This window comes from Allomesorhizobium aridi, from assembly GCF_043769475.1.
GTDB lineage: Bacteria > Pseudomonadota > Alphaproteobacteria > Rhizobiales > Rhizobiaceae > Allomesorhizobium.
On record NZ_CP171729.1, the window covers coordinates 6,039,174 to 6,051,820 of the forward strand.

A 12,647-nucleotide genomic window follows, 5' to 3' on the forward strand; every position below is an offset into this window, starting at 1 on the left:
ATGCAACAGGATTCGCAGACTGCGCTCGTACTCTTCTCCGGCGGCCAAGATTCAACCACCTGCTTGGCTTGGGCTCTCGACAAATTCGAGCGCGTCGAGACGATCGGCTTTGACTACGGGCAGCGGCATCGGATCGAACTTGAGGTCCGGCCGCGAGTGCTCGATCGAATGCGCAGGAACTTTCCGGGTTGGAGCAGCCGACTCGGCGAGGATCACCTCATCGACATAACGTTGCTTGGACAGGTGAGCGAAACTGCGCTTACCCGCGGTGTCGAGATCGCGATGCAGGAGAACGGACTCCCCAATACATTCGTGCCTGGCCGCAACCTTCTCTTCTTAGCCTTCGCGGCCGCCGTTGCGTATCGTCGGGGCGCCAAGCACCTGGTCACGGGCGTCTGCGAGACGGATTACTCGGGCTACCCCGATTGCCGAGACGACGCCATCAAGGCGATGCAACTCGCCCTGAACCTTGGGATGGAGACACGCTTTGTCGTCCACACTCCGTTGATGTGGATCGACAAGGCACAGACCTGGGCGATGGCGGAGTGCCTGGGGAACGAGGCACTTGTTCACCTGATCTGCGAGGAAACCCACACCTGCTACAATGGCGACCGAAATCACCGCCATGCCTGGGGTTTCGGTTGCGGGAACTGCCCTGCGTGCGAACTACGCGCTCAAGGGTGGGAGCGCTTCCGCTCCTCTCCGGCGAGCGCGCGCTGCAACCGATCGGCGCCCGTGCCACCCTGCGGGCCGGCACGCTCGACCCGACAGGACCGCTGACGATCGAGGCCACCGCTGCAGCGAAGGATTGGGTCCCGGCCGAAATGGTTCGGCTGATGGGCAGCCGCACGCGGACGCGCTTGCTGTCGCCGGAACGCCATCATGCGTCCGCCCTTATTCTCCGGTCGTCCACATTACGGCCTTCCTGACCTTTCTTAGCTGGGTGGTCGTCGCGGGAGATTGGCGCCAAGCGAACACAATCGCGCCGACCAGCGCGCTGTAACCGGCCGGGGTCGCAGTTCAGGAAAGGCGAATTCCTGAAAAACCGACGGCCCTGAAAATTGATGCTCTGCAGGGCGGTCATGAAAATCGTACTTAAAAAAACGCAAATTCTGATCCGAAGCCAGGCACTCTCGACCAGCACGTGCCGGACGCGGCCGTTGCCCGCTTCAGTGATACCGCGCCTGATCGTCTCTCCGGTCCATCACTCCTGGGCACGAGCCCAAGATATTCGTCTTCACCACGTCGCCCCGGCCTCCGCGGGATCGCCGATGGCGCAACGACTGTTCAGTTGCGGCCGAGCGAGCAGATGAGCCCGCGTCTTCCGGCCTCCGAGGTCAACGCATAGCGGTCTCGAGCGGCGCAATTCGACATCCCGGTCGGGTTTGTCGGGTCTGCGACACACGCCTGTTTGGCCAATCTCTTGTTGCCTCAGGCTAAACAGCTGAAAAGCAATCACAAAATTCTTCTTCGGTTCAATCAGCAAATTGGCGCGATTTTTGAAATCCTTTCTGTGCGAGGCGAGAGCTGCCGACCGGCATTCATATCGCGGGCAACCGCGATGCATTGAAAGTATTCCCAACTGAAACCCGAGCCCTGTTCAGATAATCCGGGCCTCACCTCATCGCAGCAAGTCACACTTCAATGAACCTGAGGGGAACTGATTGGTGATCCAAAATTCTCCCCATCCTAGCGGCCCTCAAAGAAGCGGGGTGAGCATGTCGACTAGAGAACTTCTCGAAGCAGCCGCCGATGAAGTTTGGAAGCCACACATGAATCACCAGAGGTTCGATGGCGCAGATGCGGCCCAGATTTTCGCCGAGGACGGGCAGCAGCCAAGAATTCATTCTAGCGACGCTCTTTGTTGCGGCACATTCGGCGAGTTGCTGCAAGGCCAGTTGCCGGCCGCCTCCGTTCCCTGCGACGCTCACTTTTTGGTCACGATGCCCATCGCGCGCTTTGCGCGAGCTCACTTCATGCCGATTGCAGGCACACGACTGGTAACTGTCTATCCGTCACATAAAGTTAAAGCAAAACGACTGGCTGAGGATCTAGTGATTGCGCTCGGCGCCTCAGGAGGAATCCTCCTTTTGGAATCTGAGCTCCCCGAAGGCAAAGGACTCGCGAGTTCGTCTGCCGATCTTGTCGCGACTGCTCGGTCAATCGCAGGCTGCTTCAAGCGTAGAATCCGGACATCGTTGATCGAGAAGTTAATGGCGGACATTGAGCCATCTGACGGGGTGATGTACCCCGGTGTGGTCGCTTACCAACAGCGATCATGTACCCTTCTCTCTTTCCTTGGCCAAATGCCCCCACTTGGAATCGTTGGTATCGATGAAGGAGGGACGGTCGAAACCGTCAAGTATGATCAACAGCGCGGTGAAATCTCCGCCAGTCGAAGAGCAGAATATCAAGACCTCCTGGACAGCGCACGGATAGCAATTGCGCGAGGTGATACGGCTACGATTGGCAAAATAGCCACAGCCAGCGCTCTCCTGCATCAGGAGCGGACTCCAAAGAAGCATCTGAAATCGATGGTGAAAGCATCCGAGGCCGCTGGCGCTCTCGGAGTCATAGTCGCGCATAGCGGCACAATGATTGGAATCCTGCTTGATCGAACGGCGGCTGACTTCCCACGGAAGCTTCGGTCCGTGCTGGCCGGCGTATCGCCGTTCGACAACGCGCCAGAAATATACCTGACCATGTCTGGCTGCCGATGAGGTGAACAATATGGACGCTGTCCGCAAACGCCTGCCATTCTCCGGGTATTCTGACGCCCATGCTCTGCCAAAGATTATTAGGTGTGAGGCAAACCTTTATCTTGCGCAGTTTGCATTCATGAAGCTTCTCCCTGCGAAGTACATCATTGAGCAAGCGGTGGCTCGAGGGACTTTGAAGCACGGCATGAAAGTTCTCGAGACCTCAAGCGGAACCTTCGCACTGGGTTTGGCCGTAGTTTGCCGGGAACGTGGATTCCAGCTCGAAATCTTCACAGACCCAGTGATGGACAAAGGTCTTGAGAACAGGTTGAGATCCCTGGGAGCCGAAGTCGTCATAGTAACTGAAAAGGCCAATCAGGGCGGCTATCAAAGAAGCCGGCTGGACGCATTACACGCTAAGATGAGACAGTTGGGCCACTCCTGTTTCTGGCCCCGGCAATACGAAACACCGGACAACCCCGCGGCCTATACGCAATTCGCCGACCAGATATCGGGGATGCTGGACGCCGACATAACTTTGGTCGGTTCTGTGGGGTCAGGCGGCTCTACTTGCGGAACGATAGAGCGCCTCCGCCAAAAAGCCCGTGGCGCGCGCCTGATCGGAGTGGACACTTTCAATAGCGTCATTTTTGGCCAACCTGATGGCGAACGGAAACTGCGGGGGCTGGGGAACAGTCTTGTCCCCATGAACGTGAAGCATGAACTCTATGACGAGGTGCATCTCATCTCGGCTCCGCTCGCATTTGCTGCAACGCATACGCTCCACGAGCGCCACGCCGTTTTCGCCGGTCCGACCTCTGGAGCGAGCTACATCGTTGGGCGTTGGCACGCTCGGCAGTATCCAACAGAAACCGTAGTCGTCATATGTCCCGATGAAGGCCACCGCTACGCCGAAGCTGTTTATGACGACGAGTGGCTCAAGCAGAACGGATGTCTACATGAAGGTGTTCTTCTGGACGCTCCGGCCAGCGAAGAGCATCCCTCGACCGCTCTCCCGCCATGGAACCGATATCGTTGGAATCGAAAAAGCCGGGAAGCTGTCCTAAACGTGCTGGAGGACGATTCATGATGAACCGAGGTAGCTTCCTTTTCGTGGAAAGCAACACAACGGGCACCGGCGAACTGTTGATGAAGCGAGCCCGAGTCTTGGGCTTTGAACCGTATCTCGCTACGCGCGATCCTGCGCGTTATGAGTTTCTTAAAGACACCGTCGCTCACGTTATCGAAGCTGAAACGCGTAGTCCGGACGAACTCGTCGGGGTCGCCACCAAATTGGGAAGGCTGGCAGGAATATACTCGTCGTCGGAGTATTTTGTGGAAGCAGCGTCAAGTGCTGCAATGGCGATCGGGCTACCAACAGCGAATCCTGAGGCCATAGCTACTTGCCGAAACAAATGGAAACAAGCGGCCGAGCTACGGCGACAATCAATCGCAATCCCTGAAACTCGACTGGCTACTTCCGTCAGAGACGTGGAGAACATTCTTGCCCAAGCTACTCTGCCAGTGGTCGTGAAGCCGGTCTCCGGAAGCGGCAGTAGCGGCGTGAGCTTATGTGATAGCGAGGTAGCCGCCATCAAGGCCTTTGAGAGTGCAAGGGGCGCATTGCTCGATCAGGTAGGTCTGCGCAGCCCTGACGTGCTCATCCAGCAATATATAGAGGGCAAGGAATACTCTGCAGAGATAATTGCGTACGATGGGACGCTGCATTGCCTTGGAATTCTTGCCAAGCACAAGGGCCCACCTCCCTGCTTCGTTGAGGTCGGGCACGACTTCCCGGCCCCGCTTCCGGAGCGCTCCCTTCAGGAATTGGCCTCTTTTGCCGTGAGCGCGGTATCAGCGCTCGGCCTAGAGTTCGGACCGGCTCATGTAGAGTTCGTGATAGCCGAGTCGGGCCCGGTCATTATTGAGGTCAATCCCAGGCTGGCTGGAGGAATGATTCCAGTCATGCTGTCGCACGCCCTGGGCACGTCAATCCTGGACATGGTCATCAAACTTTACGCGGGAGAAGGGTTCACGCCTCCGCGCGCGGGCGAAAGAGCGGGAGCCATCCGTTTCCGACTTGCTCACAAATCCGGGAAGCTCAAACGCCTGAGCTTTTCTCGAAATCCAGGACCGACAGTGCTCGAAGCGGGCCTTCTGAAATCTGAGCCGCAGGAAGTTCAAATAAACGGCGACTTCAGAGACCGCGTAGCCTACGCTATAGGCGTCGCAGATGAACTCAACGCCGCTGCAGCGGCAGCTGAAGGGATGATCGATTCCATTGTGATCGATATCGAGGCGGCTCATGGCGAATCGGACAACAAACAAGTCGCTGGGTCAAGCGAGGATAGGTGGAACCTACATCCCGAAGCGATGAAGTTGCTCGCTCCGCCTATCGAAATCTCGCGTGACGGTCGCCTTCTGCGGCACCAGGCGGCCATAGACGAAGCACATCTGGTGATGCTCGCGGACCAGGGCTTGGTCAGGCCGGCAACCGCTGCCGATCTCCTGAAGCACATCGTGGACCTCCAGGACGAGGGCTTTCAGTCGCTGGAGGGCCGCGGTGCTCCGCGTGGCCTCTACCTTGCCTACGAGGCAGAACTTGCCGCCAGAGCCGGCCCGGAAACGGCAGGCTGGCTGCACCTTGCGAGATCCCGCAACGACTTGAACGCGACCATCTCTCTCTTGGTCCTTCGGGAAGCTGCATCTACTATTTCCCAAGAAATGGGAATTGCACAAGATGCCCTGCTTCAGCGAGTGGAGGAGGCATCGAGACTTGTGGCTCCGTTGTACAGCCAGTACCAGATTGCACTCCCCGGATCGCCAGGGCACTACCTGCTCAGTGTTTTCTTCGCTGTTGGACGCGAGCGCCAGCGCCTCCATTGCTTGCTGGATGACATCAGGAACTGCCCTATGGGAGCTGGTGCCGGTGGAGGCACCAGCATGCCTATAGATCCCTTGAAGACCGCAAGGCTTCTGGGATTCGAACTCTCGTCATTCAACTCACTGGATGCGGTTGCAAGCCGCGATCATCACCTGCAAGGGCTTTCAGTCTTCGCTGGCATTTCAATTTTGCTAAGCCGTGTGGCCCAGGACCTGCAGGTTTGGACGACGCGGGAGTTCGCGCTCATCGACCTTCCTCACAATCTCGCTGGCGGCTCTTCCATGCTCCCCCAAAAGAAGAACCCGTTTTTGCTTGAACACATCAAGGGATCGGCAAGCACAGTGCTTGGCGCATACGTTTCTGCGGCAACAGCAACGTGCAAATCGCCTTTCAGCAACTCGGTTGAAACGAGCAACTACGGCTGCTCTACTCTTAGCCCTGCAGAAGAGGCCCTGAAGAGGGCCATCACCCTCACATCACTCATTGTGAAATTCATGTCTTTCAACGTGCAGTCTATGCGTGAAAATCTGGAAGATGGGTCATCGATGACGGCCGTCGCCGCCGAGCGGATGGCCTCGCGAGGCGTTTCTTTCCGGGAGGCCCACACACTAGTTGGCGAGATCGCCGGGCGCGTGCCCCAGGTTAGCCGCGTGGCGGAGCGCCGACGCGAGCTCGCCAGCCAACTCGCTGGTGTGTTACCGGAGAGTCTTGAAGAGTGCAGGGATGCTCTGCAGTTCGGAGGAGGACCGGGAAAAGGCTCAACCGACCGCCAGCTTTCTATGGCAAAAAAGCTCTTTCGGGACACGCAGCTGAAATGCGAGGACATACGGGAACGCTGGGCGCGCGCCGAGACCCACCGCAAACAGAGGGTGAAAGAACTCATTGATAGGCAGCCGACTACCTGAACGTCCGCAGCTCGACGCGGGCAGTCTATTCTAATGTCCAGCAGTCCGCCAATCCGGAGTTCGTTCACCAGCCGATCGGCAAGCTGCTGTCCAAGGGCTATGCAGCGGAGCGCCGGGCTGGCATCACAATGGACCGCGCTCAGTCATGGAGCGCGGGGGTGGCACCTAGTAGCGAAGGTGCAGATACCACCCATCTGACGGTGGCGGACGGGTTCGGCAACGTCGTCGCCAGCACGCAGACGATCTGCTACCTTTTCGGCGCCGGCTACATCGTGCCGGGCACCGGCATGATCCCGAACAACTACATGTCCTCGTTCGATCCGCATCCGGGCCGCGCCAACTCGGTCGCACCCGGCAAGCGCGTGACCTCGACGATGTCTCCGGTGATGGTGCTGCACGACGGCAGGCTCCGCTACGCGATTGGGCTGCCTGGCGGGCTCCGCATGTTCCCCTCGGTAATGCAGACGCTGTCCAACCTGGTCGATCATGGCATGAGCATTCAGGAAGCGGTGGAGCTTTGGACGCGCGGCTGGGGGGTGAAGGTCGAGGCTTCGGTGCCGGAGGGCGTGCTCGCGGCATTGCGCGACCGCGGTCAGGATGTGGCGACGGTTAACAGGATTGGCTGCGGCATGAGTGCGATTCAGTTCGATGCAGACGGCACGATGACAGCGCCGCGTGCTGGCGGGCCGATGGCACGCCGATCGGTCTCGGCGGCGGATTGGCGCGGCGTGGGGCGAGGCTTAATCCGAATTTAGGCGCGGGTTGAACGCGGCCGGCAAATGGCCGGCGATCGGGTGATCCTCATGCAAAGCCGCACATTTCGAAGAGGCGCCTCGTGAACAGTTCATCACGGTCTGCCCAGAACGATCGCACAAAGCATGCTCTGAGACACGGAGCCGTTCATCGGAAGCTACCGTTGCCGTGCATCGATGGGAGGAGACTTACTGAGCGACCTCGCCACCGCGCCGGCTAACCCGCTTGGCCCGAAAGGCTGGGTAACCGGTGCGTATGTGGACCCGTTCAAACGCGACCGGACAAGTGCGGCGTGGTGCCTATTGCCGTCGCGCAAACGCCCAAAACGGATGAAGTCACACGACCGTTCGTCTATGCCGCGATTCCGGCGTCGCGATCGTTGCGCAAGGCGGGAACACATACGGAGGTTCAGTCGCTCATCGGGTGGAGGCCGTAATCTGGCCTAGGCCGCCCGAAGACGCCTCTTGCTGACATGAGCCAAAGCGGTCGGAAATGCCGCTATACCCTATCGAGCAGCCTTTCGATCTCGGAGCGCTGATGAAACCGGGCGGCGTTGCGGTGGGACCGGACGGTGAAGCAGCACCTTCCTCTCATTTCACTATCGTAGCGCGACCATGTGGAACGTATATTCCCCGCCCGATTGCAACAGGTTGGCTGAATCCGGTTGATGGTCACAACTACTGACGTATATCCGGCTTCTTCATGCGGCTCTTGTTTGACTTGATGTATGGCGTCACGAACTGAGGGCTGATCAGCCGCACCTGATGGCCAGCTCAGTAAGCACGCGAGCCCAATAGTGCGCCCCGTTCGAACCCATGCCGACTAGACACGCCGGCAAATTGGGGAAGAAGCGGGCCACCGCATCGCGACGCAGTCTCTTTCGCACCACGACATTCCCGTGGTTGTCGACGCCGTGAACCTCCAAGACATACTTCGCCAAATCCAGACCTATCCGAACGATCTGCATGGCATCCTCCTTCATCGCAGTTGACGTTCGAGATTCCACCCTCGCCGCGAGGGCGGGGTCCAAGCGAAAGAACTCAATCGGGTGCTGCACGGCCAATCGGGTGCTTCAATAAGCGACTCGCAGTGGTGGCCTCGGCGCAAACTACGCTATACCATTACCCTCGGTTCGAACTTGACACGATCAAGGCTGATCATGCTTCTAAATTTTCGCACGTTTGGGTTGGTATAGAGCTTTGTCTTGATGAAAACGTCAAAGGCCTCGACGTCCTCCACCGCTACGACCAGGACGAAATCGGCGTCGCCCGTCACCATATAGCACTGAGTAACTTCCTTGGCAGCGCGCATCGCGCGCTTGAAATCGTCGACAAGGTCCAGACGTTCACGGTCAAGCTCTACTGTCACAACGACACTAAGCGATTTGGCAAGAGCCTTGGGATTCACAAGTGAGATATCCGCAACGATCACGCCCTCCGCACGCAACTTGTTCACTCGACGCATGCAAGAAGCGGCTGAAGAACCGACTAGTTCCGCGAGGTCGGCAAAGGAGTGCCGATTGTTCCTCTGTAGCGCCGTCAGGATCCTTTTGTCTAGGTCGTCCACCGTCCAATGCCCGGCCATACTTGACGATTTGATCTTTACTTCACAATTTTAACAGTTGCACAAATTTCCGCAACATTCATTTCGATTCGCTCGCAAAAGTGAAACAAGCGAGGCATTACGGTCTGGCATTTTGATCAAATATGCCGCCCCTTCCGGACTAGGTGTTCAGTCCCAGAGAGTCGTGACGCTATCCTGAGCCGTGATTCGGAGGAGGCGTTATGGCAGACATTCTTCACGGCAGCGTCCGCACAACGCCGCGAGTTCGAGCCGGGCTCCAAGCGTCGCAAGAAACGACCAGTATCCTGGCCAGGCAATACGGCCTGAGCCGCACAACGGTTGCGAAGTGGAAATCGAGAACGACGACGGCCGACCAGCCGATGGGGCGCGCAATTCCTAAGAGCTCGGTGCTTACCCCTGTCGAGGAAGCCGTCGTTGTCGAGTTCCGCCGCAGGACGCTGTTGCCGCTCGACGATGTTCTGGGGTGTCTGAAGGACAGCATTCCCAAGCTGACCCGGTCCAACTTGCACGCTGCCTAGTCCGTCATGGCATCTCCCGGCTGCCCTAGAGTGAGAAGACCTCCAAGCGTGGCAAATTCGCCGAGACGACGATCGGCTAGTCCATATCGACGTCTGCGAATTCCAGCACGCCGAGGGCAAGCTCCACATGTTCCTCGCGATCGACCGCGTCTCCAAGTTCACCTATGTCGAGTTCTCGCAAAGGCCGGCACGATGAACGGAGCACAGTTTCTCAGAAATGTCGTGGCGGCCTTTCCCTAGAAAATCCACACCGTGCTCACTGACAACGGCATGGCCTTCGCCGATCTGCCCAAGAACCGCAACGGCCCCACCCGCACCCTGGCTCGGTCCCCACCGGTCTTCGATCGCGTCTGCATCGAAAATGGCATCACACACAAGCTGACCTATCATCCATGGACCAACAGCCAGGCCGAGCGCATGAACCGCACCATCAAGGACGCGACAGTCAAGGTCTTCACTACCCCGACGTCGAAAGCCTCAAGGCGCATGTCCTCGCCTTCGTCGCTGCGTACAACTTCGCAAAGCACCTGAAGGCTCTGCGATGGAAACCCCCTTCGAGGCCATCTGTCATCACTGGACGAAAGACCCATCAATCTTCAAAATCGATCCGCGTCACCTCATTCCGGGACCAAACACGTTGGGCTTTCCAAGCCGTTGCTCAGAATGGACCCGCCGCCCCGTAGCTTCGCCGCCGATGCGCATGGCTGCACCGATCCTCCAGGGATCGACCGCATACAAGGTTGTGACGCGATCTGCGTTCTTGAGGCCAGATCCCCTCGGAACTGTCGTCGTTTGCCCAAGTGCTGCAGGAAAGCCTCGTCCCAACCACCATAGCCTGCCGCCGTGCTCGTGACCGTCAACGGCAAGTCGCTTCGGGATGGGGCCCGCCTGTAGCCCCACCCTTGAGCTCACTGCGCGGCGCCGTCGGTCGACGCGGAAGGCCGGCGCGAGGGACCGACGCCATGCCGTATCCATAGCGGTCGAGTGCAGCCTTTGCCGCGTCCGGCAAATCTTTGTTCGTCGGCAAGGCCGAGCTAACTATTGGCGCAGAAATTCAGGACCTTGCTGCCATGGACGACTTCGATCTCGGACGATCGGGTTGAAGTGATTACGCGCTCTGATTTGTAGAGCCCCGCAGATTTCAACCCAGCCAGTCGGGCCGACAAATGGGCAATGAAATCGTTCTTCATCGTCAATTCCGCAGGATGGCAGGATGTAAGCCCCCAAGGCCCTCAAAGAACATGATCGGTGAGGACCGGACACTCTGCCAATACACTCACCCGCGTACGCCACGAGGCCATTGGTCGCGGTCAGCTTCGAGCCCTCCATATTCCACGGGAATGACACCGAGCGCAAACCGGCATCACCATTTCGCGGGAAATCGACTGGAGGGTCGCCTGGTTGAGGTAAGTGTCGTCGGCGCGTGCCGCGAGCTCGGCGGCGCAGAAGGTTGCCGCACTATCGCGGATGGCGCTCATCTTCCGACTGCTGGATTCCAGCGGCAGGAGACGTCGGCGCATATCGACCAGTCGATCAGATCCAGGGGCGGTGCCCGCCAAAGCACGCCCGCTCGATTTTCGGAATATGCGTGACGACTGCTCAACCGTCATCGTCACGAGCCTCTCGCCAAGTTGATATCGAATGGCTGGTTTCTCATTACGGATAAATGACAGCAGTCGACCATGACGGGTCGTCGTGCTTTTGCCAGTAGAGATCCATGAGCCGGCGGGTGACGGATCCCACGCGCCCATGAGCGATCGCGGCGTCGTCTATACGGGTCACGGGCATAATGCCGCCGGCAGTCGAGGTGATGAACACCTCGTCTGACCCTTTGATGTCAGCACGACAAATTTCAGCGGCCGTGGCCGGGAGCCCGATTTCGGCACAGAGATCGAAAACAGTCCGGCGTGTGATGCCCGGCAACACGCCAAAAGCGGGTGTCCTCAAGGATCCGTCCTTTACAAGGAACACATTGAAGCCGGGTCCCTCCGCAATGTGCCCTTTCGTATCGACGATCAGCGCTGTCTCCGCGCCCATGTCATAAGCGTCGAAAAGGCCCTTCACGAGATCTAGCCAATGGTAATTCTTGATTGCGGGATCGACCGAGTTGGGTGGGATGCGGACGGTTTCGCTGATCGCGACGTGCAAGCCTCTTTCCAGCTGTTCCTTGTTGGCAACCGACCCAAAAGGGATAGCAAACGCGATGAAGCGGTTCTCCGCTTGGCGGGGATCGCGGCTGAATGTCGGCGACGTACCGCGCGTGCAAATCATCTCCACATACGCCGATCTGTGGCCCGATAGAGCGACACAATTTGTCAGGATCGATGCGATTTTCTCACGATCATAGGGCAGCTTCATTCGCAGTCGTTCCACGCCCCCAAAGAAGCGGTCAAGATGCAGATCCAAGCGGAAGAATCTGCCATTCCACACGTGCACTGTGTCATAAGTGGCGTCGGAGTGCAGGAAACCCCAATCCAGCACGGAGATCTTGGCTTCGAAGATCGGGAGGTATTGCCCATCCATGAACGCAACTCCATTCGGATACCGACGTCGATCAACGTGATGCTCGTCGACAGTTGGAAGCGCGGGAAAAGACTGTTCTATTGAGAAAGTCACTTTTTATCACTCCATCCGATCACTTGAATAGGTTCATCCGGGTCTAGACGAGCTTGCTTGATGAGATCCGCTGGACGCCTCGCATGGAGCGCTCGAAGCACTGTAAAGCCCATTTTTTTGAAATGACCATGTCTCATAGCTGCGTTTTCCTTCCTCGGTCCGGGTTTCACCCCCTGTTCGCACGCTGATCGCTCGAGCTATCGCTAACGGCACTGACGATGTTGACGTGGAAGACGCGAGGTTCGAAGCCAAATTCAGACGATCAAAGAGCCGCAACAGTCAATTGTTGGAAAGAAGTGAAATGAATCGATCAGGGAGCCGACCAACTCATTTGATGTAGACCGGTGAAGACACAGACGCCGATGTATGGGTCGCTTAAGACCGGGTAACAAGGGGCCATGGCCAGAAGTGCGTGTTCGGCTGAACCAGCTCTTGCTCGGTTGGTCGACCTACTTCAGCTACGGCACCCGAGCGCCGGCCTATGAAGCCGTTGACCGCTATGTCTACGACCGCGTGAGCAACTTCCTGCGCAAACGGCATAAGCTGCAAGGGCGCGGCACGAAACAGGTCTCGCGGACCAACATCTCCGAGAAACTGGGCGTGGTGCGTCTTCGTCGCCGGCAGCGCGTGTCGCCGCCGTGGGCCTTACGATGAAGCTAGTCGGAAAGCTGGATGCGGGAGATCCGCA

General features: G+C 58.1%; 8 protein-coding genes and 5 pseudogenes. 7 read left to right on the forward strand and 6 right to left on the reverse strand.

Annotation, left to right across the window (positions count from 1 at the left end; all coding sequences use genetic code 11):
• A complete protein-coding gene (gene queC / locus ACG873_RS31780; RefSeq protein WP_394889945.1) occupies positions 1–780 on the forward strand; it encodes a 7-cyano-7-deazaguanine synthase QueC in 780 nt (259 codons plus the stop codon).
• Between the two features lie 343 nt (positions 781–1,123).
• On the opposite strand, the pseudogene ACG873_RS31785 reads toward queC, so the two are convergent.
• Positions 1,124–1,230, reverse strand: a pseudogene (locus ACG873_RS31785) (transposase); the annotation flags it as partial.
• 542 nt (positions 1,231–1,772) lie between these two features.
• Here ACG873_RS31785 and ACG873_RS31790 point away from each other — a divergent pair.
• The 4 genes from ACG873_RS31790 to ACG873_RS31805 all read left to right on the forward strand — a co-directional run bounded on the left by ACG873_RS31790 (position 1,773) and on the right by ACG873_RS31805 (position 7,243).
• On the forward strand, positions 1,773–2,720 hold the full coding sequence (locus ACG873_RS31790) for a hypothetical protein (RefSeq protein WP_394889947.1): 948 nt from the start codon (positions 1,773–1,775) through the stop codon (positions 2,718–2,720).
• A gap of 10 nt (positions 2,721–2,730) precedes the next feature.
• Complete coding sequence (locus tag ACG873_RS31795; RefSeq protein WP_394889949.1) at positions 2,731–3,789, forward strand: cysteine synthase family protein; 1,059 nt, start codon at positions 2,731–2,733, stop codon at positions 3,787–3,789.
• The gene (locus ACG873_RS31800) at positions 3,735–6,488 is read left to right on the forward strand and encodes a lyase family protein (RefSeq protein WP_394889951.1); all 2,754 of its coding nucleotides are present in this window, start codon (positions 3,735–3,737) and stop codon (positions 6,486–6,488) included. Before ACG873_RS31795 ends, ACG873_RS31800 begins: the two co-directional genes overlap by 55 nt.
• Positions 6,489–6,562: 74 nt before the next feature.
• Positions 6,563–7,243, forward strand: a complete 681-nt coding sequence (locus ACG873_RS31805; protein ID WP_394893801.1) for a gamma-glutamyltransferase — start codon at positions 6,563–6,565, stop codon at positions 7,241–7,243.
• Positions 7,244–7,951: 708 nt separating this feature from the next.
• On the opposite strand, the pseudogene ACG873_RS31810 reads toward ACG873_RS31805, so the two are convergent.
• The 3 genes and pseudogenes from ACG873_RS31810 to ACG873_RS31820 form a co-directional block, all read right to left on the reverse strand.
• Positions 7,952–8,208: pseudogene (locus ACG873_RS31810) on the reverse strand (IS110 family transposase); the annotation flags it as partial.
• 146 nt (positions 8,209–8,354) lie between these two features.
• A complete protein-coding gene (locus ACG873_RS31815) occupies positions 8,355–8,696 on the reverse strand; it encodes an Lrp/AsnC family transcriptional regulator (RefSeq protein ID WP_394893803.1) in 342 nt (113 codons plus the stop codon).
• Between the two features lie 30 nt (positions 8,697–8,726).
• Positions 8,727–8,825, reverse strand: a pseudogene (locus ACG873_RS31820) (AsnC family transcriptional regulator); the annotation flags it as partial.
• Between the two features lie 200 nt (positions 8,826–9,025).
• Between ACG873_RS31820 and ACG873_RS31825 the strand changes: the two are divergent.
• Positions 9,026–9,980, forward strand: a pseudogene (locus ACG873_RS31825) (integrase core domain-containing protein); the annotation flags it as partial.
• A gap of 315 nt (positions 9,981–10,295) precedes the next feature.
• On the opposite strand, the pseudogene ACG873_RS31830 reads toward ACG873_RS31825, so the two are convergent.
• Positions 10,296–10,533 (reverse strand): annotated as a pseudogene (locus ACG873_RS31830) (glycine C-acetyltransferase); the annotation flags it as partial.
• A 466-nt stretch (positions 10,534–10,999) separates the two neighbouring features.
• A complete protein-coding gene (locus ACG873_RS31835; protein ID WP_394889953.1) occupies positions 11,000–11,866 on the reverse strand; it encodes an aminotransferase class IV in 867 nt (288 codons plus the stop codon).
• A 501-nt stretch (positions 11,867–12,367) separates the two neighbouring features.
• Here ACG873_RS31835 and ACG873_RS31840 point away from each other — a divergent pair.
• Positions 12,368–12,613 (forward strand): group II intron maturase-specific domain-containing protein, encoded by a 246-nt coding sequence (locus ACG873_RS31840; protein WP_394889955.1) that lies wholly within the window; start codon positions 12,368–12,370, stop codon positions 12,611–12,613.
• The last annotated feature ends 34 nt before the right edge of the window (positions 12,614–12,647 follow it).

Coding starts and splice junctions, on each gene's coding strand:
- ACG873_RS31790 (WP_394889947.1), top strand. CDS start 1,773: ATGAATCACCAGAGGTTCGATGGCGCAGATGCGGCCCAGATTTTCGCC.
- ACG873_RS31795 (WP_394889949.1), top strand. CDS start 2,731: ATGGACGCTGTCCGCAAACGCCTGCCATTCTCCGGGTATTCTGACGCC.
- ACG873_RS31835 (WP_394889953.1), bottom strand. CDS start 11,866: ATGGATGGGCAATACCTCCCGATCTTCGAAGCCAAGATCTCCGTGCTG.
- queC (WP_394889945.1), top strand. CDS start 1: ATGCAACAGGATTCGCAGACTGCGCTCGTACTCTTCTCCGGCGGCCAA.